Below are 23,036 nucleotides of genomic sequence, written 5' to 3'. Positions count from 1 at the left end.
GATCCGCCGTGGATCCGCTGCATGCGCTTGCCGGCAGCGTTTTGCGCCCGACCTTCCGACACGCAACGCAAGCGTGACGGGGGAAGATGATGGGCCTGCTGGATGGTGCGAAGAACCTGATCGGCGATGTCGTGGCCGCAATGGACCGCGCCCTGGAGGATACCGGCAGCGGCAAGCTGACCTTGGCGCTGGCAAAATTTTATCCCGGCGGCCTCGTGGCCTTCCTCGACCGCCTGCGCGAGACCGGCCACGGCGGGGCAGTGGATTCCTGGCTGAAGGCGGGGGCATTGCCCGAGGAACGGCAGGGCGTTTCGGCCTCCGCCGTCGCAACCTGCCTGCCCGACGCGGTCACCAAGCGTCTGGCCTACGACCTCAGCATCCCCGAGGGGCGGGTGGCCACCGCCCTCGCGGAGTTCCTGCCGGCCGCGGTGGCGGCGCAGAGTGAGAACGGTACGCTGAAGCCGCAGCCGAATTTCAGCACGCAGATCCGCTGAGCTACGGGACGGCGCATCGCATCAGGGGCGGGGCAGTCGCACAGCTCAGGTAGCAGCTCTGCTTCTGGAAGCAGAACCAGGACAGCTCGCCGCTCTTGAGGCAGGCGCCACCGCAATGCCGGTAGGTGCCGTAAACTGGGCGGACGAACACCGCGTCCGTGAGGGCGCGGTCGTGCGTTGTCGGCCGGGCGGTCTCGGCCGGCAACGCCAAAGCCGCGCTTGCCCAGAGCGCGAGCAGCAGGGACGGGGCGAGGCATCTCATGACCGGGCGACCAGGGAGCGGGAACCGGGTCGGCATTCCGGCCCAAGCCTTTGGCGCTGTCGACTAAATTGCGGTTCACGCGGCGCCGACCTCCCCCCGTCGGCAAACTGCCCTAGACTGATATCGGACCGATCGATCGACGGGGGACCCGCATGAGCTTGCTCGACTCACTTGGCGGCGCGTTTGGCGGCTCGCTGGGCCAGATGGCGATGAAGGCCTTGCCCGGCCTCATCCAGCAGGTGCTGCCAGGCGGCCTCAACGCGCTGCTCGATCAGCTGCGCCGCTCCGGCTACGAGAGCCAGGTGAATTCCTGGCTCGGCCGCGGCCCGAACGAGCCGATCACCGCGGACGACCTGCACAAGGTCTTGGACAACGAGCAGGTTCGCCAGATGGCACAGAAGCTCGGCATCCCGATCGATCAGCTGTTCCCAGCCTTGGCCGAGGCGTTGCCGCAGGCGGTGGATCACCACAGCCCCGACGGGACGCTGCAGGTTCCGAAGGCCTGAGCCTTCGGAAACGAAAACGGCGGCCCCTCGGGGCCGCCGCTCGCTGTGATCGGAATGGGCCGCTCAGTTGCTGGCGAGCTGGGACATCGGGTCGACCGGCGCGCCGCCCTTGCGGATCTCGAAGTGCAGCTGGGGCGAGGTCACGTTACCCGATGCGCCGGACTTGGCGATCACCTGACCGCGCTTGACCTTCTCGCCCGGCTTCACGTCGAGCTCGCCGTTATGGGCGTAGGCCGAGACGTAGCCGTTGGCGTGACGCACCAGCACCAGCTTGCCATAGCCCTTCACGTCCGAACCGGCATAGGCGACGGTGCCCTCCTCGGCGGCCTTGACCGGCGTCCCCTCGGGCACGGCGATGTTGATGCCCTCGTTGCCGGAGGTGCCGTAGCCCGAGATCACCCGGCCCTTCGCGGGCCAGCGGAAGCTCTCGGAGGCGTCGGCGACCGAACCGGTGGCAGCGGGCTCGGGCTTCGCCGGAGCGGCGGGCGCGGCAGCCTTCGGCGCCTCCTTGGCCGCAACCTTCTCAACCTTCTCGGCGGCTGCGGCCTTCTGCGCGGCCTCCTTGGCGGCCTTGGCCTCGGCGAGCTTCTGGGTCGCCTCGGCCTTCGCGGCGGCCTTGGCTTCAGCCTTGGCCTCCATCGCCTTCGCTTCGGCCTTGGCCTTCGCGTCGGCCTTCGGGTCCGGCTTCTTCTCGTCGGCCTTAGCAACCTGCCCCGGGCGGACGTGACGCGGCTTGTCGTCCGCCTTCGCGTCCACCTTTGCGGCTTCCTTCACGGTCTCCTTGCGGGACTTGGTGTCGGCGACCTTACGGGCGGCGGCATCGCGCGCCAGCGCTTCCTTGCGCTCTGTCTCCTTGTCGGCGGCCCGCTTGGCCGCTTCCTTGACGGCCTCCTTGGCCTCCTCGCGCTTAGCCTCGTCGCGCTTGGCCTCTTCGCGCTTGGCCTCTTCGCGCTTCGCTTCTCGGGCCGCTTCCTCGCGCTTGGCGGCCAGCTTGCCGTCGACCTGCTTGGAATCCTCGCGCTTCTCCTCCGCCGCCCGGGCCGGGCGGGCGGTCATCGGAGCGGCGGCCGGGTTCATGCCCGAGGCGTTGTAGACCGGAATCACGATCTGCCGGCCGGGGGTGATCTGGTTCGCGCTGGTCAGGCCGTTGGCCGACAGGATCGCCGAGGCGGGAACGCCGTAGCGGGTCGACATCTGGTTCAAGCTGTCGTTCTGCGACACGGTGATCTGGGTGCCGCCCTGGGCGTTCCAGCCGACCTGACCGGTCGACGCGACGCGGGTCGCGGGCGCCGAGGCATGGGGCTGGATCGGCGCCGCAACGCTGGCGCTGCGCGGTGCCCCGGGGGCACTCAGCGCCTCCGACTGGATCCGGCCGGTGCGGACCGGAGGCACCGACTTGAGGCCACCGTCCGGCAGGCTGCCGGTGGCAGCGGGCTCCGAATCAAACGGATTTGAGAACGGGTTGCTCAGGCGCGATGCGTCCGAGGAACAGGCGGCTGCCGCCCCACCGATGATACCGATGAGGGCGACCCGCGACAGCGTCCGCAACATCCGACCCTTACCGCGCACCCGCATCGACGCACCCGTTTGCCTGACGCAACTTGATGCCCCAATGAAGACGGATTCAGGTTAAGCAACCGTTCCCGTTCCGCACGACTGCATGCCTCTTACCAAGGGCGGCGCTGTATTCGTGGCCCATTTCAGGATGATCGCGGGGGGCCTGACCGTGCCTTTTCTGCACCGTCCGGCACCCCATCTCGGTGGGATGTTTACCATCCGCGCCGCCCGCGCCACCCTCAGCGACCTGCCCGGGATCGACACTTCACGCCTGTCGATCGTGGCGCTGCAGCCTGAGGATGCCGACGCCGTGCGCCGGCTCACGGACGATCCGGCGATCACCGCGGCGGTGGATTTTCTGCCGACGCACTTCACCCTGCAGGACGCCCAGGATCTGATCCTGAGCGGGCGGCGGGGACAGGACCGCTTCCTGGGAGCCTGGATGCGCGGAACAGACTCCGCAACGGGGTCCGTCGGGGGTGACCTTGTCGGCGTCGTCGGCACGCATCTGCGCGGCGCCGGGGTGATCGAGATCGGCTACTGGATCGGCGGCGCCGCGCGCGGACGCGGCTTCGCGTTCGAGGCGGTCTCGGCGATCATCGACCTCCTCGTGAGACGCTTTCCGAGTCGCACCATCGTGGCGGAATGCCGCCCCGCCAACGTCGCGTCCTGGGGGCTTCTGGAGAAACTCGGCTTCCGCGACACGGGTGAGGAGGGCCATCGGCCAGGCCGGCGGCTGCTCCGGCGGACCTAGACCGCTCTGCAACGACGCGGCCATCGGTACGGCGGAGAGCGCGTCACATCGGGAACTGAGAGCCGTACGAGATCAAGCACGGCTCTCGCACTCGGTCACAAGACCGGGCGCTTCAATGTGCGGGCTGCTCAAGCCGCGGCGGCCTCGGCGACGGCTGATTCGACGGCCTGGCGCTGCTTGTTCTTCCGCCGCTTGCCGATCGTCATGGGCGGCTCGTCGGACGGTATCCGCTCGGCCAGAGCGAACTGGTGGAGTGCGTCTACGGTCTGGTTGTCCTGAGACCGCGCCTCGATCAGCGCATAGAAGGCCGCGCGCACGATATCCTTCTTCGAAGCCTCGGGATGCTTTTCGCGGACGGCCGCGCGCAGCGCCTTCGGCGTCATGCCCGGCACAGCCAAGCTCCAAAGGGTGGCGGACAAAGCCTCCATCACGAACATCTCCAAGTTTCCTGATCCGGCCGCAGCCCGACAGCGAGGAGAAGTACATGACATCGGCATGGGCGTTCAAGTGATCATCCACACATCGTTTTTTTACTAAGCGCAAAAATGCAATACCGGATGAAATACATCTCATAATCTACGATAATATGGATGAAATACGCCGCGTATTGGTAGCCACATGCGAAAAACCACAACATATTAAATTAAAAAAGCCCCCGTCTCGTGGACGGGGGCTTCTTGCGGCCGCCGAAGCGGCCGGTCTAGGTCGCGGATCAGAAGGTGATGCCGGTCTCGACCATGTAGCGGTCCTGGGAGGTGCGGTTACCGGTCCGGCCGAAACCGGTGCCCAGGCTCCCCTCCGCGAGGTTGCCGCGGGTGATGTTGCCGAGTTCGACATGCGCGTACTCGACCCGGAAGAAGTACCGGTCGAACGTGAAGGTCGGCGTCACGGTCACCGAGAAGGCGTTGCTGCCCGCGCCGAAGCCCAGGAGGTTCGGGGTCGATCCGCCCCGCACGCCGGTCTGCTCCGTGTATTCGACGCGGCCCGCCAGAGAAAAGTTGTCGGTGAACGAGTAGGCCGCCAGCAGGGCGCCGCCGTAGGTCGACGCGGAGGCGTTGATGCCCACGCGCGGATCGCGCTCGACGTTGGTGAACTGGAAGTACGGCGAGATGATCCACGGACCATTCGCGTAGGTGTAGTTGATGTCGAAGATGCCGCTGTTCTGCTGGAAGCCGGGCGTCGCGAACTGGTAGCGCGCGCTCCGGGCGAAGGAGTTCGTCCGGCCGAGGTTGAGGCCGCCGTTCACGCCGATCGTGTTGTAGTCGTCGAGCTTGTAGGCGACGTTTCCGGTGAACCACGTGATCTCGTTGGAGAAGAACCCATCCGTCCCGGCCAGCGACACCGAGAGCGGGCCGCTGCTGTAGTTCACCTGAACGCCCTGGTTGATGAAGTTCTCCTGCACGAACAGGAGGCCGCGGTTGATGTTCAGGTTCTGGTAGGTGAACAGCAACTCGCTGCCAATCAAGGTGAACAGCCGGCCGCCCTGGATCGACCACTCGTCGTTGATCTGGATCTTGCCGAAGGCGACCGGGACCGGGCCGAACAGCAGGTCGGTCTGCGTGAAGGTGCCGAGGGTCGGGAAGCCGAGCTGCGGGATCGAGTAGCCGCCGGCCTGGATGTAGAACTGGAACGCGCCCTCAGGCTTCTGGATGACGCCCTGGATGTTCGAGAAGTCGAACCGCGCGGAGCGATCGCGATCATCGGGCGCCGCCGGCGTCGCGAACGACTTGAACGGATTGGTCTGCGTGTAGCCGTAACCCGTCACGGCGCCGCCGACATAGAGGTCGCCCAGCGGGCCCGCGGCGAAGCAGGTCGGGTTCGGGTTCGCCTTGATCACGCCGCCGTAGGTCGGGCCGAGGAGCGTCGCCTTGCATGGCTCGGCCGGGGGCGCCACGGGCACGGGAGCCGGCGCAGCCAGATCGGCCGCCAGGAGACTGGTCGAGGACAGCAGGACAGCGGCAAGGCCGGACAGGGTGGATCGGGTCAGCATGATGTCGCCGCTCGTTGTGGTTCGTCTACGGTCAAGCTGACATCGACCAGCAAATGACACAAAATCAAACATACGGCAGTTGCATATTTTTTGAGCATTTTAACATCGCGGCGGACCGATACCGCTCAAATGTGTCTTTGACGCAACAAAAACGGGATCGGCAGGTCCCTTAGCCTGCGGGCCCGGATCAGCACCTCATAAAAGTCGCGCGAATTCTGCGGCTTCAGCTCCGCGCGCCGATCGAATCACAGCGAAACCCTCCGAAGTCCTGTCGAGCCAGACGTTCGGCGAGCGCTGGCAGGAACAGCAGAGCCTCTTCGGCGAGGCGCCAAGGCGGATTGACGACGATCAAGCCGCTGCCGGTGAGTCGGGTCGGATCGTCCGGCCGGTCGATCAGCAGGTCGAGGCGGAGCGCCGGGCGGGGCAGGGCGGCATCGAGCTCGCCGACCATGCGATCGAGGGCGGCCGCATCCTTGATCGGGTACCACGCCAGGAACACGCCGGTCGGCCACTTCGCCACCGCCCGGGCGACGTGGGAACCGAGCCGTTCGATTTCGCCGGGCACCTCGTAGGGCGGGTCGATCAGCACGAGACCGCGCCGCTCGGGGGGCGGGATCTGGGCGTTGACGGCGGTCCAGCCGTCGAGGCTCATCACCTTCGTGCGCGGATCGCGCTCGTAGCGCGCCCGCAGGGTCGCGGCATCGGCCGGATGCAGTTCGACGAACACACCCTTGTCGCCGGGCCTCAGGGCCTCGCGGATCACGGCGGGCGAGCCGGGATAGGCGGTTGCGCCGTGGCGCGCCTGCACCGCCGCCACCGCGGCCCGATAGGGCGCGAGCAGCGCCTCGACGGCGGGCGGAAAGGACTCTTCCATGCGGCCCCAGCCGTCCCGCCACTCGCCGGTGCGGGATGCCTCGTCGGCCGTGAGGTCGTAGACGCCGAGCCCCGCGAAGGCGTCGAGCGCCCGGAACGGCTTGTCCTTGAGGCGCAGATGATCGAGCACCCGCGCCAGGACGAGATGCTTGAGCACGTCGGCATGGTTGCCGGCGTGGAAGGCGTGCCGATAATTCATGAGGTCGCGGTGAAGCGGATCCGGCGGCCCGGGTCCAGCGCCTGCGGTCGAAAAAAGTCAGCGTGCGGCGTCGAGGGAGATTTCAGGCGCACGGCAATTGCTGCGGGCGACCTCGGGGCAGGAGGTGAACCCCTTAAGATCCTCGCCGAAGCAGATCCGCACCTCCTGCAACTGCCCCCGGGTGCAGGTGACCGCCATCATGTCGGGGCGCAGGCCGCGATTGGCGGCGACGAACTGGCGGGCGATCTCGATCGGCGCCAGCGTCTGCGACGGGCCACCGCCCTTGAGGCCATCCGGGATCGTCACGGTCAGCCGCGCGTCCCGGGCGGCGGCGAAATAGGCCGCCGGATCGAGGCCCGAGCAGGTCCCGTGCTTGCGCCACTCGTAGCGGGCAAGGCCCTCGCTCGGATAGACCTGCCCGGCCACCTCGATCGCCTGCCGGGTCGGTGCGCGCACCACGGCGGAACAGTTCTCGGGGTAGCCTCGGCTGTATTGCGGCCACAACCCGTGGACCACGAAGCCGAGCCCGCGGCCCGGCGCGCACTGGACGTCGTCCCGGCGCTCGCCGGTGCCCGCGCAGTAGGTCGGGGACCACGACAGGGCCAGCACGTAGAAGTCGAATTCGCCGGGGCTGCCACGTCGGGCGAAGCCGCCGTAATCCTGAGCGAGGGCCGGCCCGGCGATCAGCAGGCCGGCGAGGCAGGCTGCGAGCCCCCGCATGGTCAGGGACGCGCCATCCGGCAGGCGGTGGCGTAGGCGTAGGCAAGTTCGCGGTCCAGCCCGTGGACGCAGAACTCGACGCCCCAGGTTGCGCCGATGATGCCGAGGCTCTCGCGCACGGAGTAATCGACCTTGCGGCGCATACCGTCGGACGTTGTCACGGTCGCGGTGCAGAACCGGCGCGGATAGGTGTCCAGCCCCCAGGGCCGCCACGCGGTGCGCTCGATCGTGTCGAACGACAGGATCGTCATCGACGAGTTCCAGAACTTCGCCTCCTTCTCGGCGAAGTTGGTCGAGACCCGCTCCAGCACCGAGGGATCCTGACAGGCTGGGATCTGCGCATCGAACGGGAAGACCCGCTCCTCGGCGGGCTCGATATCTTCGCGCGCCGAGCGGGCGAGCGCCGGCTGCGCCAGCGCGATGAGGGCCAGCCCGAGGGCGAGGCCGTGACGGATCGAACGCATGGCGCGAGCCTCGGCGGATGTACGGTCCTGCATCCCAGGACGATGACTCGGCAGGCCCGCCAGTCAAGCTCTCGCTGCGCCAGAAAAGCCCTTTTGACGGGCGGTGCGGCGTCGCCGCTACAGTGAGTCGACGGCTATGCCGACGATCCCCCGTGCAGCAAGAAGCAACCTCAGTAGATCGGCCCGGTGCCGGGCGACGGCGCCCCGAGCTGGAGCGGCTCGTCGTAGGCCCCTGTGGGCTCCTCCGGAGCGGCGGTTGCGACACGGGGCGCGGATCGGACCGGCGGCGCCGACGTGTAGGCCGTCGCCGCCGGCAGGCGTGCCGGAGCGCGGGCGACCTGCGTCGGGCTTGCCGCTTTCGACATCGGCGCGACGCCGTAGGGATCGTCCTCCTCGATATCCACCGGGGCCTGCGGGGCGGCGGGCTGGTGCGGCGGCGGCACCGGGCGCGACAGGGGCCGTTCGGCGCCCGTGCCGAGCTGCGGCGTGAACTTGATCAGGGGCTGGCAGATCCGCCTCAGGCCCCGCGGGTCGTGCCGGGCGAGGTCCACGTGGATGTGGTCGTAGTGGAACACGTTCGAGCCAGGCGCCAGCACCGTCGAGAAGCGCTGGCAGGCGCCCAGAAAAATTTCGCGCAGGAAGGCCTGCTCGGCCTCCGTACCGCGCCACCCGCCCTTGACGGTGATCACGTGGCCGTCGGCGAGCTTGACCGACATGACGTCGATGGCGTTGCCGAACCCGTGCTCGGAAAGCTTCGCCCCGGGCTGATTGTTGCGGCCTCGGCAGGAGTAGGAGCCCGCGTTGATCTCGGCCACCGGCACGCCGAAATACAGGTTGGCGGCGGGCTGGATCGTGTCGGCGAGCCAAGCTTCGGCCTCGGCGAGCGCCGGGCATCCAAGGGTCATGCGCTGCTTCATCAGCACGGAGCCGCCGCCGAGCCGCGTCACCCGGAACGGCTGCTGCATGCCGCAGGGACCCGGACCGTCCATCGCCGCCACCGGCGTGATGAACTCGGTGGGCTCCACCAGCTTCTTGGCCAGGCAGACCTGCTCCGCCTGGTCGCGCCACGGCTCGCGCCGCTCGAAATGATTGATCGAGCACGCGGTGAGCCCTGCGCCGAACAGCGCCAGGGCCGAAATCAGGGATACGCCACGCCACATGACACGGACGATGCGCATGGTCCCGTAAAGCGTTCGTCAACGCCGTTTCCCGAATGCCGGGACCCGTGACTGAGTTGACAGAGGCCCCGTCCAGAGCACTGAATACAAAATGCTCTCGCTCCTCGATCTCCGCGCCCGCATCGCTGCCGGCACCCTGACGCCCGCGGGCGCGATCGATCTCTGCCGGGCGGCGATCGCTGCCCGGGAGCCGGAATTGCGCGCCTTCGTCACCCTCGACGCGGCACCCACGGTCCCGGAGATGGGGCCGCTCGCCGGGATCGCGGTGGGCGTGAAGGACATCATCGACAGCGCCGGCCTGCCGACCCAGATGGGCTCGCCGATCTACCAGGGCTGGCACCCGCGGGGGGATTCCGCCGTGGTGGCACGGCTAAAAGGCCTCGGCGCGGTGGCGCTTGCCAAGACCACCACCACGGCCTTCGCCAGCAGCGATCCGACGGAAACCGTCAACCCGCACGATCCCGGCCACACGCCCGGGGGATCCTCGGCCGGGTCGGCTGCGGCGGTCGGCGCCGGGCTGCTGCCGCTGGCGCTGGGCACCCAGACGGCGGGTTCGGTGATCCGGCCCGCGAGCTATTGCGGCTGCGCGGCGGTGAAGCCCTCGTTCCGGCTGATCCCGACCGTGGGGGTGAAGACCTATTCCTGGGCGCTCGATACGGTCGGCCTGTTCGCTGCCGGCGTCGCGGATGTCGCGCACGCCCTGGCGCTGGTGACCGGCCGACCGCAGATCGAGGGGGCGGAGACGGGATCCGCGCCCCGCATCGGCCTCGTCCGACAGGATTTCGCCGAAGCGCCGGAGCCGGAGGCCGAGGCCGCCCTGGCGCGGGCCCGACAGGCGGCCGAGCGCGCCGGCGCGCACGTCACCGACCTTGCTCTGCCGCCGGAGCTGGCCGAGGCCTGGGAGCGCCATCGGATCATCCAGAACTACGAAGGTCGGCTGGCGCTGGCCTGGGAGTACGACACACAGGCCGAAGCCCTCCCGCCGCTCGTCCGGGCGCATCTCTATGCCGGCGCCGCGATCGCGCCGGCCGCGTATGACGATGCCCGCCGCCATGCCCACCGGGCCCGAAGGGTGCTGAAGGACCTGTTCGCGAATTACGACGCGATCCTGACCTTCTCGGCCCCGGGACCGGCCCCCGCGACGCTCGCCGCGACCGGCGATCCGCGCTTCAACCAGCTCTGGACGCTGATGGGCGTGCCCTGCGTGAACGTACCGGTACCGGGCGACCGGCTTCCGATCGGCGTCCAGGTCATCGGCCGCTTCGGCGACGACGGGCGCGCCCTGGCCGTGGCCCGGATGCTCGAGGACGCCCTGCGCTAGCACGGCATACCAAGGGCTCCCGAAGGGCTGAGCCCTTCGGCGGGGTGTCGGGGTGGAGCCCAGACGATCGGGCTTCGCCCGAACCCGGCAAGGCTCTGCCCTGCACCCGCGAAAGGTCACGGACCTTTCGAAACCAGAAGTTTACGTGCTCGGCTGCTCGTGGAGGGTGTCCTCGACGTAGAGCTGCTCCAGCAGCACCTTGATCACCGCCATCAGCGGCAGGGCCAGGGCGATGCCCCAGAGGCCGAAGATCACGCCGAGGATCAGCTGCCCGGCGAAGATCGTGGCTGGGGGGATGTCGAGGGCGCGCTTCTGGATGAACGGCGTCAGGCCGTAGCTCTCCAGGCACTGCACGGCGAGGTAGACGCCGATCGCACCGATCACCGCCTTGGTGCCGGAGGCCAGCGCAGCCAGCACGATCACGAGCCCCGCCACGAGGGGGCCGACAGTGGGCACGAAGGCGAGCAGGCCGGCCTGGAGGCCGAGAATCAGCGCACCGCCGATCCCCAGGAAGGCCAGCCCAGCCCAGGTGCACAGGAAGATCACCGCCATGATGATCAGCTGGCCGAACAGCCAGTGCCGCAGGGTCTCGCCCGCCCCATCGAGGACCTGGCTCGCCCGCCAGCGCTTCTGCGGCGGGACGAAACGGACGACGCCGTCCCGGTAGGCTTTCGGGTCGGCCGCGAAGGCGAGCCCCAGGAAGGCGATCACCAGGACATTGCCCAGCGCGTCGAACAGCCCGAGGATCACCGCGGCCGCCGGTCCCAGCACGCTGCCGGCATCCGAGACGATCGAGCCGCTTCCCTTCAGGAGGCCGTTGGCGAGACCGCCGAGCCCGCCCTCTCGCTGGCCGGATTCGGTCGAGCCGTCCTTGCCGCCGCCCTGTGGCGCGAAAGACGGCACATCGATGCCGCGCGCGGAGAGCCAGCCGGTCACCGTTCCGGCTTGATCCTTGATCGTGGTGCCCAGGTCGCGTCCCTGCTGCACGATCGTGGCGCCGCCGTAGGATCCGAAGGCCAGAACCGCGATCGCGACGGCGAGACTGGCGATGGTCAGCCGCAAACCCCGGGGCAGGGGCACGACATGGCCGAGCCCGCGCGTCAGACCGTCGAGGAAGACGCCTAACAGCACGCCGGCGAAAATCAGCAGCAGCGTCCCCACCGACATCCAGGCCAGCGCAAGCGCCGCCGCGAAGCAGACGACCGCAATACCCGAGGCGGCGAGCGGCGCCGCACCGCGCCACGGCCTGGCCGGGCCCTCGACGTCCTGAAGCTTCCTGTCCAACATCATCGCTCCCGCAGTGCGGCTCCACGAACGCCGCGGTACCACCCGGGGTCAAGTGCGCGCGGCGCGGTATGTGCGATTCGCGAACGCGCGTTTCCGTGCTGATGACCGACGCGGGCATCCCGAGACCGGGGACCGAAAGGTCGTTCGCGCGTTGGTTGCGGCCGCCCAACCGATTCCGGCGGAGGCACAAGCAGGAAACACGCGATGAGCGATCATTACGGCGAGACGCAGATCCGTTCCCTCGGCCCTGGCCACACGGTCGATTCCGCCGATCAGCTCAGCAGCGTGGTCCTGATGGGCATCGCCATCGCCGGGGGCATCCTGGCCGTGCTGCTCAACGCGCTGATCGTGTAGGCCGGCTCAGCCCCAGCGCCCGGCCGCGGCGTCGTCCTGCGCGGTCGCCTCGACCCAGGCGCCGGTGGTGCCGTCTGCGAGGTGCTCGCGCTTCCAGAACGGCGCGCGGGTCTTGAGATAATCCATCAGGAAGCTCGCCGCCTCGAAGGCGGCGATCCGGTGGCTCGAGACCGTGATCACCAGAACGATTCCATCGCCCGGGCGCACACGCCCGTAGCGGTGGATCATCCGCACGGCCTGGAGCGGCCAGCGCGACGACGCCTCCGCGGCGACGCGAGCCAACTCCGCCTCGGCCATGCCGGGGTAATGTTCGAGTTCAAGCGCCGCCAGGCGGCCGTCCTCGTCCCGGCACAAGCCAGAGAAGGTGACGACGGCGCCGGCTCGACCCCCGAGATCGGCGGTGATGCGGGCGATCTCGGCCGCGGTATCGAAGGGCTCGGCCTGGATGGCGATGCTCGGGACGGGCGCGCTCATGCTTCGGTCCATAGGGGTCTGGGACGGCTCCGGCCAGCCCTCTGCCTGTCACACCGGTCGATGCCTCTATATGACACGGTCTACCGCGCCCTGCCGGCGCCGGGGTGCTTTGCCCCGGGCCGGCGGTGGAGAAGGATATCCACGTGACCCCCGAGCTCATCCTGCCCTACGAAGGCGTCCTGCCGGACTTCGCGAGCCGGCCCGTCTGGTGCGGCCGCGGCAGCACCGTGATCGGCGCGGCCCGCATCGGCGCCCAGTCCTGGATCGGTGACGACGCCGTCATCCGCGCGGACGGGCAGAGCGTCATCCTGGGCGAGCGATTCTGGCTCGGACCGCGCTCCACCGTCCACATCGCCACCCAGGCGCGGGGCACGCAGGTCGGCGACCGGGTCACCGTCGGGCGCAACAGCGTCGTGCATGCCTGCACGGTCGGCTCCGATGTCGTGATCGAGGACGACGTGGTGATCCTCGACGGGGCGGAGATCGGCGACGGCGTGGTGATCGAGGCGGGCTCCACCGTCTTCCCGAGGGCGCAGCTGACCGGCGGCTTCGCCTACGCGGGCAGCCCGGCGCGGCCGAAGCAGCCGGTGACACTCGAAGACGTCGCCGAGCGTGCCGAGCGCCTGCGCGAGCGGATGGGCGAAGGATCCACGCCGCCCGCCGGAGATCCGCCCGAGGTCGAGGCCAGCGTTTTCGTGGCCCGCACCGCGACCGTGCGCGGGCGGGTGAGCTTGGGCGCGGGATCGAGCGTGCTGTTCTGCTGCGACCTCAACGCCGAGGCCGGGCCGATCGTGATCGGCGCCGACACCAACATTCAGGACAACACCCTCATACGGACCCGCGGAGAGGGCGTGGTGATTGGGCGCGACACGACGATCGCCCACAACGTGCGGATCGCCGACTGCCGAATCGGCGCCCGCTCGCTCATCGGAATTGGCGCGGCGATCGCGCCCGGCACTCTGATCGCCGACGATGTGATGCTGGCCGCCGGCGCCACCACGGATCCCGGCCAGATCCTGGAGGCCGGCTATCTCTGGGGGGGCCGCCCGGCGCGGATCCTCGCGCCTCTCGACGCCGAGAAGCGCGCCACGATGATCCGAATCGTCGAGGGCTATTGCCGGCACGGGCGGGAATACCGGGTGGCTCAGGAAGCGTTGGGTTAGCAACCGCGCTTCGCTTCTCCCACCCTCGACCGCATCCTGAGATGCGGACAGCCTCCCTCGCTAGAGCCCTAAGCTTTGCTCTGAAAAATCAGGATGTTGGAGCGTTCGGGATCCTACGCGTCACGTGTCCCAATCAGTGCTGCAGGATCTTCGACAGGAAGGTCTGTGCCCGCTCCGACCGGGGGCTGCCGAAAAAGTCTTCCTTCCTCGCGTCTTCGACGATCTCGCCGCGATCCATGAAGATCACCCGGTCGGCGACCTTGCGGGCGAAGCCCATCTCGTGGGTCACGACCATCATGGTCATGCCTTCCTTGGCAAGTTCCACCATCACGTCGAGCACCTCGCCGACCATCTCGGGGTCGAGCGCCGAGGTCGGCTCATCGAACAGCATCACCACCGGGTTCATGGCGAGCGCCCGGGCGATGGCCACCCGCTGCTGCTGGCCGCCCGAGAGCTGACCCGGGAACTTGGTGGCGTGCGCGCCGAGGCCGACCCGGGCGAGCAGATCCAGCCCGCGCTTCTTGGCGTCCTCGGCGCTGCGGCCGAGCACCTTGCGCTGAGCAATGGTCAGGTTGTCGGTGATCGACAGGTGCGGAAACAGCTCGAAATGCTGGAACACCATGCCGACCCGCGAGCGAAGCTTGGGCAGGTTGGTCGCCTTGTCGACCACCTTGGTACCCGCCACCGTGACCTGGCCCTTCTGAAAGGGCTCCAGGGCATTGACGCATTTGATCAGGGTCGACTTGCCCGAGCCCGAAGGCCCGCAGACCACCACGACCTCGCCCTTGGCGACCTTAGTGGTGCAATTGGTCAGCACCTGGAAGTCGCCGTACCATTTGCTGATGTTGTCGATGGAAATCATCGTCTCGCCGGGCGCCGCCGCGGGGGCGCCGGAGATCAGGTGGCCGGGCTGGAGGCCCGCATCCGTCGGCGCGTAGGCGGCCTCGGCGGCGGGTTCTGTGGCGTGTGGAGCCGGCATCGGGGACGAGGTCATAGGCAGTCTCCAGTGTCGGTCAGCGGATGATGGCCACGCGGCGCTGCAGGCGGCGCACCAGGAACGAGGCCGAGAAGCAGATCGCAAAGTAAACGACCGCCGCAAAAATATACATCTCGACGAGGCGGCCGTCGCGCTGGGCCACCTTCGAGGCGGCGCCCATGAAATCCGTGAGCGACAGCACGTAGACCAGCGAGGTGTCCTGGAACAGCACGATGGTCTGGGTCAGCAGCAGCGGCAGCATGTTGCGGAAAGCCTGGGGCAGGACGACGTTGCCCATGGTCTGCCAGTAATTCATCCCCAAAGCCTGCGCAGCAGCGGTCTGACCCTTGGGGATCGATTGGATGCCCGCCCGCATGATCTCCGAGAAATAGGCTGCCTCGAAGGCCATGAAGGTGATCAGCGCCGACGGGAAGGCGCCGACCTGGATCGGGGTCGAGCCCCCGGTCAGATAGGCGCCGATATACGGCACCAGGAAGTAAAACCAGAAGATCACCAGCACCAGCGGCAGCGAGCGGCACAACTCGACATAGCCCTTCGCGACCTGGGTGAGTCCCGGCACGCCCGAGAGCCGGGCCATGGCCAGCAAGGTGCCGATGATCACGCCACCGACGGCCGCCATGGCGGTGAGCGTCACGGTGAAGACCATGCCCTGCCCGAACAGGTAGGGCAGGGAGGAGACGATGACGGAGAAGTCGAAATTCGAGAGCATCGGCGCCTGTTCGCGGTGGCCGTCGGGCGGGTGGTCGGGGGCGGGCTATCCTCAGCGCTGGCCGGGTATGGCAACCGCCTTTTCCAGGAAGGTCGCCGCCGTGACGACCACGAGGTTGATGATCACGTAGAGGATCGTGGCCGCCGTGAACGCCTCGAACACCTGGAAGGAGAATTCCTGCATCGACCGGGCTCGCGCGGTCAGCTCCAAGAGACCGATGGTCAGCGCCACCGACGTGTTCTTCAGGTTGTTGAGGAACTCCGAGGTCATCGGCGGCAGGATGATCCGGTAGGCGTTGGGCAGCAGCACGTAGCGGTAGGTCTGATAGGTGGTGAAGCCCATGGCGGTGCCGGCCATCCGCTGGCCCCGCGGCAGCGCCTGGATGCCGGCCCGGACCTGCTCGGCCACCCGCGAGGCGGTGAAGAAGCCGAGGCACACCACCGCGGTGTAGAACGGCGCGTCGGGCAATTGCTTGATCGCGTCACCGATCCGTGTCGGCACAACCTCCGGCATTACGAAGTACCAGAGGAACATCTGCACCAGCAGCGGGATGTTGCGGAACAGCTCGACATAGGCCGTGCCGATCGCGTTGGCGGGCTTCGACGGCAGGGTGCGCAGCACGCCGACCAGCGACCCGAGGAAGAACGCGATGATCCACGAGCAGAGCGCGGTGGCGATCGTCCACAGGAGCCCCGACAAGAGCATGTCGAGGTAGGTGCCATTGCCCTCCGGCGAGGCATCGAAGAAGATTCGCCAGTTCCAGTTGTAGTTCATCGCGCCGCTTCTACTGTGAACTTACAGAGGCGCACCGCAAGCCTTTGCCCGCGGTGCGCATCATCGTATCGCTGGATCTCAGTAGGCCGCCGGATCGGGGCTCGAGATCGGCGTCGTGAACTGCTTCTTCATCTCCGCGCTCATCGGCAGGTTGAGGTTGATGTTGCGCGGCGGGATCGGCTTCGTGAACCACGTGTCGTAGAGCGCCTTGCCCTCGGGGCTCGTGTAGAGCTTGGCGGTGGCGTCGTCCGCGACCTTCTTGAACTCCGTGTCGTCCTTGCGCAGCATGATGCCGTAGGGCTCAGGCTTCGACAGGGCCTCGGTGGAGATCTCGTAGGCTGACGGGTCCTTGGAGGACGCGGCGAGCGAGGCGAGCAGCACGTCGTCCATCACGAAGGCGGCGGCGCGGCCGGTCTCGACCATTAGGAACGCCTCGGCATGGTCCTTGGCCGGCAGGATCGTCAGGCCGAGCTTACGCTCCGTGTTGGCCTCGTTGATCTGCTTGATGTTCGTGGTGCCCGAGGTCGACACGACGGTCTTGCCCTTCAGGTCCTCGATCGTGTGCAGGTTGGCCGACTTCTTCGAGACGTAGCGCGTGGCGGTCAGGAAGTGCGAGTTGGTGAACCACACCTGCTTCTCGCGCTCGGCATTGTTGGTGGTCGAGCCGCACTCCAAGTCGATCGTGCCGTTCGCCATCAGCGGGATGCGGGTGGCGGAGGTGACCGGGTTGAGCTTCACCTCGAGGTTCGGGAGGTTGAGCTTGGTCTTCACGGCGTCGGCGATCTTGTTGCAGATCTCGAGCGCGTAGCCGACCGGCTTCTGGTCGCCTCCGAGATACGAGAACGGCACGGACGCATCGCGGTAGCCGATGACGATGGCGTTGGAATCCTTGACCTTCTTGAGGGTGCCGGTCAGCTCCTGCGCCCGGAGACTCATGGGGGCGAGGGCGAGGGTCAGACCCAGCGCCGCGGCAACGCCGCGGCGAGCGATATCAGACTGCATCGGTACGGAACTCCTGGATCGGGCCGAACGGTGTCGGCAGGCGGCTGAGCCTACAGGCCCGCCCGCTCGGGCGACGCCTTTGCAATGATGGTGCCGGGAGGAGGATCGAGTCTCCGCGCGCGAACGCGGCTGAATGCGGATAGGGCGCGGCCACGCTCGTATGCATACGCGCAGACGCGATACCTACCCCCCTCATGAACGCCTCCAAGACGTCGAGCCGGCCTGCCGCTCGTGCCAGCGGCATCATGCACACTTCTTAGGCGTACGCACGGGGGCTCGACGGCGTATCCGCCATCAAGACTGACGAATGCACCGCATCTCAAACGACGACGCCGCCCCACAGATAGGATGCGGAGCGGCGTCGGACTGACTTACGGGATCGAAGAACCGTCCGGTCTTACTTGGTCAACTCGTTACCCGTGTAGTCGATCTTGCCGTCAGCGCCCTTCTTCCACTCGTACATGACGTAGTCGGGCCGTGTGATGTCGCCCTTCTTGTCGTACGCGATCGGGCCGACCACGGTCTCGACGGCCTTGCCCTGGTGCAGCCACTCGGCGAGCTTCTTGCCGTCGCTGGATCCGGTTTCGGCCATCGCCTTGGCCAGCACCTGAACGGCCGCATAGGAGTAGAGGGTATAGCCCTCGGGATCGATGTTCTTGGCCTTGAAGGCAGCGAGCGCGGCCTTGGCGTTCGGGTTCTTGCGGGCATCCGGCGGGAAGGTCGTCAGCGTGCCCTCGGCCGCGGGGCCGGCGATCGCCACGAGTTCGCGGTCGACCATGCCGTCGCCGCCCATCATCGGCGCCTTGAGGCCCTGATCGCGCATCTGGCGCAGGATCAGGCCGGCCTCGGTGTAATAGCCACCGTAATAGACGACATCGACATTGGCCGACTTCAGCTTCGAGACGAGGGCGGAATAATCCTTCTCGCCCGGGTTGATGCCCTCGTACATCACGTCCTTGCCGCCCTTGGCCTTGAGCGCCTTAAGGGTCTCGTCGGCCAGACCCTTGCCGTAGGGGGTCTTGTCGTGAACGAAGGCGATCTTCTTGCCCTTGAAGTGGTCGGCCAGATAGGTGCCGGCCACCGCGCCCTGCTGGTCGTCGCGGCCGCAGGTGCGGAACGTGTTCCACATGCCGCGCTCGGTGAACTTCACGTTCGTGGAGGCGGGGGTGACCTGAATGATGCCGGCGTCGAGATAGACGTCGGAGGCCGGGATCGACACGCCGGAATTGTAGTCGCCGACCACCACCTTCACGCCGTCGCTGGCGAACTTGTTGGCAACCGAGACGCCCTGCTTCGGGTCGGAGGCGTCGTCGCCCACAGTCACGGTCAGCGTCGTGCCCTTCAGGGTGCCGGCCTTGTTCAGGTCCTCCACCGCTTGGCTCGCGCCGTTCTTGAGCTGCGCACCGATGGCAGCGCTGTTGCCGGTGATCGGCGCAGCGATGCCGAGCTTGACCTCGGCGGCCTGCGTTCCGGCCATCATGGCGCCGAGGGCGAGCCCGGCCAGCAGAATCGATCTCATCGCGTACTTCCCCTTATCGTCAGGACCGCACGTGCGGATCCGGCCGCACTCATCGGACCCCGCCCGCTGCGGGCGCGCGTTCGCGCCATGTCAGCGGTGAGGTCTTCTCGTAGAGCCAGCGGTACTGGCTCGTCATCTGGCGCGTCCGCGTGTAGCGGAAGCCCGCCGCGCCGATGATCATGACCACGACAGCGTCGACCGCATAGTAGTGCAGCGACAGCAGCGTGCCCGAAAACAGGGCGTAGTGGATGAAGCGCACGGCAGCCGCCACGAGCAGAAGCGCAAGGGCGCATTGCCAGAACGGCCGCCAGCCCCGGGCGATGCCGCGGGCCGCCATCCAGCCGGCCCAGCCGCCCATCACCACGGTGACGAGCAGGAACAGCCAGGCTGACGGCTCCTCGTACAGGATCTCCTGCAGCATGCTCATGCCCCGACCGGGCCGGCATGGCCCCCCTCCAGATAGGCGGCCTGAACGTTGGGATCGTCCAGGAGCGCACGACCCGTGCCGCTCATCGTGACCCGGCCGTTGACCAGCACGTAGCCGCGATGGGCGAGCTTGAGGGCGTGATAGGCGTTCTGCTCCACGAGGAAGATCGTCATGCCCTCGGTCCGGTTCAGCTCCCGGATCGCGTCGAAGATGCCCTTCACCACCAGCGGCGCAAGGCCAAGCGACGGCTCGTCGAGCAGCAGCAGGCGCGGGCGGCTCATCAGGGCGCGGGCGATGGCCAGCATCTGCTGCTCGCCGCCCGACATGGTGCCGGCGCGCTGAGTCAGCCTCTCCTTCACCCGCGGGAACAGGACGCAGACCTTCTCCAGATCCTCGGTGAAGAAGCGCCCGTCATGGAGCGCCGCGCCCATCTGGAGATTCTCGTAGACGCTCATGCGCGGGAAGACCCGGCGGCCCTCCGGCGACTGGGCGATGCCGAGCCGGGCGATGGCGTGGGTCGGCATCCGGGTGATGTCGCGCCCGTCATACGTGATGGTGCCCGAGCGCGCCTGGGGGCTGCCGAAGATCGTCATCATCAGGGTCGACTTGCCGGCGCCGTTGGCGCCGATCAGCGTGACGATCTCGCCCTCGGCGACATCGAGGTCGACCCCGCGCAGGGCGGCGACGCTGCCGTAATAGGTCGAGACATCGCGCACCGCGAGGAGCGGCGGCTTCTGTCCTGCCTGGATCGCCCGGGTCTCCTCGACCAAGACGTTGATGCCGGCGACGCTCATGCCGATTGCCCCGTCTGAACGTCGTGCCCGTGCGGCACGCTGATCCCGACCTCGGCCTCCACGGCCTCCACCTCCTCGTCCTCAACGCCGAGATAGGCGGCGATCACCTTCGGGTCGGAGCGCACCTCGGCGGGGGTGCCGTCGGCGATCTTCTGGCCGTAATCGAGCACCACCACGTGGTCGGAGATCTCCATCACCACCGACATGTCGTGCTCGATCAGCAGGACCGAGGTGTCGTGCTCGTCCCGGATGTGGCGCAGCAGCGTGTTCAGCTCGGCCGATTCGCGCGGGTTGAGGCCCGCCGCCGGCTCGTCCAGGCAGAGCAGCACCGGATCGGTGCACATCGCCCGGGCGATCTCCAGACGCCTCTGGGCGCCATACGGCAGGGCGCCGGCCGGGTCGTCGGCCCGGTCCATCAGGTCGATGCGGGTGAGCCACGCCTTGGCGCGCTCGATCGCGGCGGCTTGCGCGTCCCGGTAGGTCTTGAGGCCGAGCAGGCCCAGGATCGTATAGCCCGAGGCGCGCATCAGCGGCGCGTGCTGGGCGACCAGCAGGTTCTCCAGCACGGTCATGCCCTGGAACAGGCGGATGTTCTGGAAGGTCCGGGCCACCCGGGCGGTGCGGTTGACCTGATGGTTCGGCAGCCGCTCCAGCAGGTGCGTGGTGCCGTCCGCATGAGACAGGGTCAGCATGCCCTCGGTCGGCTTGTAGAAGCCGGTGATGCAGTTGAACACCGTGGTCTTGCCGGCCCCGTTCGGGCCGATCAGCGCGGTGATGTCGCCGCGCCGGGCCTCGAAGGACAGGTCGGAGACGGCGACCAGGCCGCCGAATCGCATGGTCAGGTGCTCGACCGCGAGCACCGGCGGGGCGGCAGCCGCCCGGCTATCCGGATGGGCCGCCATCAGCCGTGCCCCTCGCTTACATGCGCGCCCGAGACGGCACGGCGCTTGCCCAGCGACACCGAGGGCAGGCGCTCCGAGATCAGCCCGCGCGGTCGCCAGACCATCATGGCCACCATGGCGAGCCCGAACAGCAGCAGGCGGTACTCGTTCGGATCGAAGCCCTCTCCGAACACGGCCTTCAGGAAGCCGAGGTTGCGCAGCATCTCGGGCCCACCGACCATCGCCACCGCCGCGATGGCGACGCCGACCTGGCTGCCCATGCCGCCGAGCACGACGATCGCCAGGATGATGGCGCTCTCCAGGAAGTTGAAGCTCTCCGGGCTGATGAAGCCCTGGCGCACGGCGAAGAACGACCCGGCGATGCCCCCGAAGGCCGCGCCCAGCGCGAAGGCCGTGAGCTTGGTCGCCGTCGTGTCGATCCCGAGCGACCGGCAGGCGATCTCGTCCTCGCGCAGGGCCTCCCAGGCCCGCCCGATCGGCAGCCGGCGCAGGCGCAGGGTGACGAAGTTGGTGATCAGGGCGAGCCCCAGGATCAGGTAGTACAGGAACACGAGCCGGTGCATCGAATCGTACGGGATGCCGAAGGTCGCGGCGAACCCATCATCGCCCGCCGTGAACGGAATCCCGAAGAAGGTCGCCCGGGGGATCGACGAAATGCCGGCGCCCCCCCCGGTCACGTCGGTCCAGTTGATCAGCACGAGGCGGATGATCTCGCCGAACGCCAGGGTCACGATCGCGAGGTAATCGCCGCGCAGACGCAGGACGGGGAAGCCCAGGATCATGCCCCACAGGCCAGCGAACAGGCCGGCCAGCGGCAGGCAGATCCAGAACGACAGGCCGAAGGTGGTCGAGAGCAGCGCGTAGGAATAGGCACCGACCGCGTAGAAGGCGACGTAGCCGAGGTCGAGCAGCCCCGCGAGGCCGACGACGATGTTCAGGCCCCAGCCGAGCATCACGTAGGTCAGGATCAGGATGCCGAGATCGATCCAGTAGCGCGCCGAAGACAGGCCGCCGGTCGCGAGCGTGGAGAGAATCGGCAGGGTCAGCGCGACGGCAATGAACAGCCAGAGACCGAGCTTCGAGTTCTTCTGACCCGCATCGGGCTCACCGTGCACCGCCTCGGTCGCCTGGGTCGGGGCGGGGGTCAGCGCCCGCCGGGCGTCCCGGCGCAGCAGCACGAGCCGTTGGACGAGGCGAAGGACGAAGACCGCCGCGCAGAGCGCCGCCACCAGCCCCCAGCGCGGAACGAGCACGAGGTCGGTCCCCGGCCCGGGATCAGTGCGGTAGGCGATGATCGGCACGCACAGGCCGAAGGCCACGAGGGCGTAGAGGGCGCAGTCGCGCAGGATGCCGGCCATGACGGAGCCGGGAAGGGCAGTCTGCGAGGCAGCCATCAGACCTTCTCGACCTCGGGCCGGCCCAGGATGCCCGAGGGCATGAAGATCAGCACGATCGCGAGGATCGAGAAAGCCGCCACGTCCTTGTACTCGATGGAGAAATAGGCCGACCAGAAGGTCTCGATCAACCCGATGATCAGGCCGCCGAGCACAGCCCCGGGGAGCGAGCCGATGCCGCCCAGCACCGCCGCGGTGAACGCCTTCACGCCGGGCACGAACCCGTCAGAGAACGACACGACGCCGTAATACATGAGGTAGAGGACGCCCGCGACCGCTGCCAGCGCGGCGCCGAGCACGAAGGTCAGCGAGATCGTGCGGTCGACGTCGATCCCGAGGAGCGCCGCCATCTTGCGGTCCTGCTCGCAGGCGCGCTGCGCCCGGCCGAACGGCGTGCGCTGCACGAGATACCAGAAGCCGGTGAGCAGCACGGCGGTCACCGCCATGATCAGCACCTGCTTCCAGGCCAGGAACACCGCGTAACCATCGCGCTCGAACAGGGTGATGCCGCCCGAGAACATCGGTGGCGTCGGCTTGTTGCGCGCGCCCTGCACCACCTGCACGAAGTTCGACAGGAAGATCGACACGCCGATCGCCGAGATCAGCGGCGCCAGCCGGAACGAGCCGCGCAAGGGGCGGTAGGCGATGCGCTCGATCGCCCAGCCCCAGAGGGCAGTCAGCACCATGGCGACCACCAGCACGACTAGGAAGGCCAGCGCGATCGAGCTGATGCCGAGCCAAGTGGTCAACAGCAGGAAGGTGATCAGCGCGATGAAGCACGAGACCATGAAGACGTCGCCATGGGCGAAGTTCACCATGCCGATGATGCCGAACACCATCGTGTAGCCGATGGCGATCAGGCCATAGATCGAGCCGAGCGTCAGCCCATTGATGAGCTGCTGTACGAAGACGTCCATGTACT

General features: G+C 67.8%; 26 protein-coding genes. 6 read left to right on the top strand and 20 right to left on the bottom strand.

Annotated features, from left to right (window positions below; translation table 11 throughout):
- The first annotated feature begins 86 nt into the window (after nucleotides 1-86).
- Nucleotides 87-494 carry a YidB family protein gene (locus tag MKK84_RS13485; protein WP_243920418.1) on the top strand — a complete coding sequence of 136 codons (408 nt, stop codon included), beginning with the start codon at nucleotides 87-89 and terminating at the stop codon, nucleotides 492-494.
- Nucleotide 495: 1 nt separating this feature from the next.
- Here MKK84_RS13485 and MKK84_RS13480 read toward each other — a convergent pair whose 3' ends face one another.
- Entirely contained in the window at nucleotides 496-756 is a 261-nt protein-coding gene (locus MKK84_RS13480) for a hypothetical protein (protein WP_243920417.1), read from the bottom strand.
- 152 nt (nucleotides 757-908) lie between these two features.
- Between MKK84_RS13480 and MKK84_RS13475 the strand changes: the two genes are divergently transcribed.
- Nucleotides 909-1,262 (top strand): YidB family protein, encoded by a 354-nt coding sequence (locus tag MKK84_RS13475; RefSeq protein WP_243920416.1) that lies wholly within the window; start codon nucleotides 909-911, stop codon nucleotides 1,260-1,262.
- A 63-nt stretch (nucleotides 1,263-1,325) separates the two neighbouring features.
- Here MKK84_RS13475 and MKK84_RS13470 read toward each other — a convergent pair whose 3' ends face one another.
- Nucleotides 1,326-2,837: a peptidoglycan DD-metalloendopeptidase family protein gene (locus MKK84_RS13470; RefSeq protein WP_243920415.1), complete on the bottom strand. Its 1,512-nt coding sequence runs from the start codon at nucleotides 2,835-2,837 to the stop codon at nucleotides 1,326-1,328.
- Between the two features lie 190 nt (nucleotides 2,838-3,027).
- On the opposite strand from MKK84_RS13470, the gene MKK84_RS13465 reads away from it, so the two are divergent.
- On the top strand, nucleotides 3,028-3,573 hold the full coding sequence (locus MKK84_RS13465) for a GNAT family N-acetyltransferase (protein ID WP_243920619.1): 546 nt from the start codon (nucleotides 3,028-3,030) through the stop codon (nucleotides 3,571-3,573).
- 128 nt (nucleotides 3,574-3,701) lie between these two features.
- Here MKK84_RS13465 and MKK84_RS13460 read toward each other — a convergent pair whose 3' ends face one another.
- The 6 genes from MKK84_RS13460 to MKK84_RS13435 all read right to left on the bottom strand — a co-directional run bounded on the left by MKK84_RS13460 (nucleotide 3,702) and on the right by MKK84_RS13435 (nucleotide 8,979).
- A complete protein-coding gene (locus MKK84_RS13460; RefSeq protein ID WP_243920414.1) occupies nucleotides 3,702-3,956 on the bottom strand; it encodes a hypothetical protein in 255 nt (84 codons plus the stop codon).
- Between the two features lie 329 nt (nucleotides 3,957-4,285).
- The gene (locus tag MKK84_RS13455; RefSeq protein WP_243920413.1) at nucleotides 4,286-5,563 is read right to left on the bottom strand and encodes a porin; all 1,278 of its coding nucleotides are present in this window, start codon (nucleotides 5,561-5,563) and stop codon (nucleotides 4,286-4,288) included.
- Nucleotides 5,564-5,786: 223 nt separating this feature from the next.
- Nucleotides 5,787-6,635, bottom strand: coding sequence for a 23S rRNA (adenine(2030)-N(6))-methyltransferase RlmJ (locus MKK84_RS13450; protein ID WP_243920412.1), 849 nt, complete (start codon nucleotides 6,633-6,635; stop codon nucleotides 5,787-5,789).
- 57 nt (nucleotides 6,636-6,692) lie between these two features.
- Nucleotides 6,693-7,355: a ribonuclease T2 family protein gene (locus tag MKK84_RS13445; RefSeq protein WP_243920410.1), complete on the bottom strand. Its 663-nt coding sequence runs from the start codon at nucleotides 7,353-7,355 to the stop codon at nucleotides 6,693-6,695.
- 2 nt (nucleotides 7,356-7,357) lie between these two features.
- Nucleotides 7,358-7,819 carry a hypothetical protein gene (locus tag MKK84_RS13440; RefSeq protein WP_243920408.1) on the bottom strand — a complete coding sequence of 154 codons (462 nt, stop codon included), beginning with the start codon at nucleotides 7,817-7,819 and terminating at the stop codon, nucleotides 7,358-7,360.
- A gap of 170 nt (nucleotides 7,820-7,989) precedes the next feature.
- Nucleotides 7,990-8,979 carry an extensin family protein gene (locus MKK84_RS13435; protein ID WP_409566502.1) on the bottom strand — a complete coding sequence of 330 codons (990 nt, stop codon included), beginning with the start codon at nucleotides 8,977-8,979 and terminating at the stop codon, nucleotides 7,990-7,992.
- Between the two features lie 109 nt (nucleotides 8,980-9,088).
- Between MKK84_RS13435 and MKK84_RS13430 the strand changes: the two genes are divergently transcribed.
- Complete coding sequence (locus MKK84_RS13430; protein ID WP_243920404.1) at nucleotides 9,089-10,318, top strand: amidase; 1,230 nt, start codon at nucleotides 9,089-9,091, stop codon at nucleotides 10,316-10,318.
- 141 nt (nucleotides 10,319-10,459) lie between these two features.
- Here MKK84_RS13430 and MKK84_RS13425 read toward each other — a convergent pair whose 3' ends face one another.
- Nucleotides 10,460-11,605 (bottom strand): AI-2E family transporter, encoded by a 1,146-nt coding sequence (locus MKK84_RS13425; RefSeq protein ID WP_243920617.1) that lies wholly within the window; start codon nucleotides 11,603-11,605, stop codon nucleotides 10,460-10,462.
- A gap of 204 nt (nucleotides 11,606-11,809) precedes the next feature.
- Here MKK84_RS13425 and MKK84_RS13420 point away from each other — a divergent pair, with 204 nt between their 5' ends.
- A complete protein-coding gene (locus MKK84_RS13420; RefSeq protein ID WP_243920402.1) occupies nucleotides 11,810-11,959 on the top strand; it encodes a hypothetical protein in 150 nt (49 codons plus the stop codon).
- 6 nt (nucleotides 11,960-11,965) lie between these two features.
- On the opposite strand, the gene MKK84_RS13415 is transcribed toward MKK84_RS13420, so the two are convergent.
- Nucleotides 11,966-12,433: a molybdenum cofactor biosynthesis protein MoaE gene (locus tag MKK84_RS13415; protein ID WP_243920400.1), complete on the bottom strand. Its 468-nt coding sequence runs from the start codon at nucleotides 12,431-12,433 to the stop codon at nucleotides 11,966-11,968.
- A gap of 143 nt (nucleotides 12,434-12,576) precedes the next feature.
- On the opposite strand from MKK84_RS13415, the gene MKK84_RS13410 reads away from it, so the two are divergent.
- Nucleotides 12,577-13,596, top strand: a complete 1,020-nt coding sequence (locus tag MKK84_RS13410) for a gamma carbonic anhydrase family protein (RefSeq protein ID WP_243920398.1) — start codon at nucleotides 12,577-12,579, stop codon at nucleotides 13,594-13,596.
- 133 nt (nucleotides 13,597-13,729) lie between these two features.
- Here MKK84_RS13410 and MKK84_RS13405 read toward each other — a convergent pair whose 3' ends face one another.
- The 10 genes from MKK84_RS13405 to MKK84_RS13360 all read right to left on the bottom strand — a co-directional run bounded on the left by MKK84_RS13405 (nucleotide 13,730) and on the right by MKK84_RS13360 (nucleotide 23,031).
- Entirely contained in the window at nucleotides 13,730-14,458 is a 729-nt protein-coding gene (locus MKK84_RS13405) for an amino acid ABC transporter ATP-binding protein (protein ID WP_243920616.1), read from the bottom strand.
- Between the two features lie 151 nt (nucleotides 14,459-14,609).
- Complete coding sequence (locus MKK84_RS13400; protein WP_243920397.1) at nucleotides 14,610-15,302, bottom strand: amino acid ABC transporter permease; 693 nt, start codon at nucleotides 15,300-15,302, stop codon at nucleotides 14,610-14,612.
- A 51-nt stretch (nucleotides 15,303-15,353) separates the two neighbouring features.
- Nucleotides 15,354-16,076, bottom strand: a complete 723-nt coding sequence (locus MKK84_RS13395; RefSeq protein WP_243920396.1) for an amino acid ABC transporter permease — start codon at nucleotides 16,074-16,076, stop codon at nucleotides 15,354-15,356.
- Nucleotides 16,077-16,154: 78 nt separating this feature from the next.
- Nucleotides 16,155-17,078: an amino acid ABC transporter substrate-binding protein gene (locus tag MKK84_RS13390; RefSeq protein ID WP_243920395.1), complete on the bottom strand. Its 924-nt coding sequence runs from the start codon at nucleotides 17,076-17,078 to the stop codon at nucleotides 16,155-16,157.
- Between the two features lie 397 nt (nucleotides 17,079-17,475).
- Complete coding sequence (locus MKK84_RS13385; protein WP_243920394.1) at nucleotides 17,476-18,597, bottom strand: branched-chain amino acid ABC transporter substrate-binding protein; 1,122 nt, start codon at nucleotides 18,595-18,597, stop codon at nucleotides 17,476-17,478.
- A gap of 49 nt (nucleotides 18,598-18,646) precedes the next feature.
- Nucleotides 18,647-19,015, bottom strand: a complete 369-nt coding sequence (locus tag MKK84_RS13380) for a DUF6867 family protein (RefSeq protein WP_243920614.1) — start codon at nucleotides 19,013-19,015, stop codon at nucleotides 18,647-18,649.
- A gap of 5 nt (nucleotides 19,016-19,020) precedes the next feature.
- Nucleotides 19,021-19,818: an ABC transporter ATP-binding protein gene (locus MKK84_RS13375; RefSeq protein WP_243920393.1), complete on the bottom strand. Its 798-nt coding sequence runs from the start codon at nucleotides 19,816-19,818 to the stop codon at nucleotides 19,021-19,023.
- Entirely contained in the window at nucleotides 19,815-20,720 is a 906-nt protein-coding gene (locus MKK84_RS13370; RefSeq protein ID WP_243920392.1) for an ABC transporter ATP-binding protein, read from the bottom strand. Before MKK84_RS13370 ends, MKK84_RS13375 begins: the two co-directional genes overlap by 4 nt.
- On the bottom strand, nucleotides 20,720-22,114 hold the full coding sequence (gene livM, locus MKK84_RS13365) for a high-affinity branched-chain amino acid ABC transporter permease LivM (RefSeq protein ID WP_243920391.1): 1,395 nt from the start codon (nucleotides 22,112-22,114) through the stop codon (nucleotides 20,720-20,722). The genes MKK84_RS13370 and livM overlap by 1 nt, the downstream gene beginning before the upstream one ends.
- A complete protein-coding gene (locus MKK84_RS13360) occupies nucleotides 22,114-23,031 on the bottom strand; it encodes a branched-chain amino acid ABC transporter permease (RefSeq protein ID WP_243920389.1) in 918 nt (305 codons plus the stop codon). The genes livM and MKK84_RS13360 overlap by 1 nt, the downstream gene beginning before the upstream one ends.
- Nucleotides 23,032-23,036: the final 5 nt, after the last annotated feature.

This window comes from Methylobacterium sp. E-065, from assembly GCF_022829605.1.
Lineage (GTDB): Bacteria > Pseudomonadota > Alphaproteobacteria > Rhizobiales > Beijerinckiaceae > Methylobacterium.
The sequence above is the reverse complement of the archived record's forward strand: the minus strand, read 5'-3'. Positions and strand labels throughout refer to the sequence as shown.

Coding starts and splice junctions, on each gene's coding strand:
- MKK84_RS13485 (WP_243920418.1), top strand. CDS start 87: ATGATGGGCCTGCTGGATGGTGCGAAGAACCTGATCGGCGATGTCGTG.
- MKK84_RS13480 (WP_243920417.1), bottom strand. CDS start 756: ATGAGATGCCTCGCCCCGTCCCTGCTGCTCGCGCTCTGGGCAAGCGCG.
- MKK84_RS13475 (WP_243920416.1), top strand. CDS start 909: ATGAGCTTGCTCGACTCACTTGGCGGCGCGTTTGGCGGCTCGCTGGGC.
- MKK84_RS13470 (WP_243920415.1), bottom strand. CDS start 2,837: ATGCGGGTGCGCGGTAAGGGTCGGATGTTGCGGACGCTGTCGCGGGTC.
- MKK84_RS13465 (WP_243920619.1), top strand. CDS start 3,028: ATGTTTACCATCCGCGCCGCCCGCGCCACCCTCAGCGACCTGCCCGGG.
- MKK84_RS13460 (WP_243920414.1), bottom strand. CDS start 3,956: ATGACGCCGAAGGCGCTGCGCGCGGCCGTCCGCGAAAAGCATCCCGAG.
- MKK84_RS13455 (WP_243920413.1), bottom strand. CDS start 5,563: ATGCTGACCCGATCCACCCTGTCCGGCCTTGCCGCTGTCCTGCTGTCC.
- MKK84_RS13450 (WP_243920412.1), bottom strand. CDS start 6,635: ATGAATTATCGGCACGCCTTCCACGCCGGCAACCATGCCGACGTGCTC.
- MKK84_RS13445 (WP_243920410.1), bottom strand. CDS start 7,355: ATGCGGGGGCTCGCAGCCTGCCTCGCCGGCCTGCTGATCGCCGGGCCG.
- MKK84_RS13440 (WP_243920408.1), bottom strand. CDS start 7,819: ATGCGTTCGATCCGTCACGGCCTCGCCCTCGGGCTGGCCCTCATCGCG.
- MKK84_RS13435 (WP_409566502.1), bottom strand. CDS start 8,979: ATGTGGCGTGGCGTATCCCTGATTTCGGCCCTGGCGCTGTTCGGCGCA.
- MKK84_RS13430 (WP_243920404.1), top strand. CDS start 9,089: ATGCTCTCGCTCCTCGATCTCCGCGCCCGCATCGCTGCCGGCACCCTG.
- MKK84_RS13425 (WP_243920617.1), bottom strand. CDS start 11,605: ATGTTGGACAGGAAGCTTCAGGACGTCGAGGGCCCGGCCAGGCCGTGG.
- MKK84_RS13420 (WP_243920402.1), top strand. CDS start 11,810: ATGAGCGATCATTACGGCGAGACGCAGATCCGTTCCCTCGGCCCTGGC.
- MKK84_RS13415 (WP_243920400.1), bottom strand. CDS start 12,433: ATGAGCGCGCCCGTCCCGAGCATCGCCATCCAGGCCGAGCCCTTCGAT.
- MKK84_RS13405 (WP_243920616.1), bottom strand. CDS start 14,458: ATGATTTCCATCGACAACATCAGCAAATGGTACGGCGACTTCCAGGTG.
- MKK84_RS13400 (WP_243920397.1), bottom strand. CDS start 15,302: ATGCTCTCGAATTTCGACTTCTCCGTCATCGTCTCCTCCCTGCCCTAC.
- MKK84_RS13395 (WP_243920396.1), bottom strand. CDS start 16,076: ATGAACTACAACTGGAACTGGCGAATCTTCTTCGATGCCTCGCCGGAG.
- MKK84_RS13390 (WP_243920395.1), bottom strand. CDS start 17,078: ATGCAGTCTGATATCGCTCGCCGCGGCGTTGCCGCGGCGCTGGGTCTG.
- MKK84_RS13385 (WP_243920394.1), bottom strand. CDS start 18,597: ATGAGATCGATTCTGCTGGCCGGGCTCGCCCTCGGCGCCATGATGGCC.
- MKK84_RS13375 (WP_243920393.1), bottom strand. CDS start 19,818: ATGAGCGTCGCCGGCATCAACGTCTTGGTCGAGGAGACCCGGGCGATC.
- MKK84_RS13370 (WP_243920392.1), bottom strand. CDS start 20,720: ATGGCGGCCCATCCGGATAGCCGGGCGGCTGCCGCCCCGCCGGTGCTC.
- livM (WP_243920391.1), bottom strand. CDS start 22,114: ATGGCTGCCTCGCAGACTGCCCTTCCCGGCTCCGTCATGGCCGGCATC.
- MKK84_RS13360 (WP_243920389.1), bottom strand. CDS start 23,031: ATGGACGTCTTCGTACAGCAGCTCATCAATGGGCTGACGCTCGGCTCG.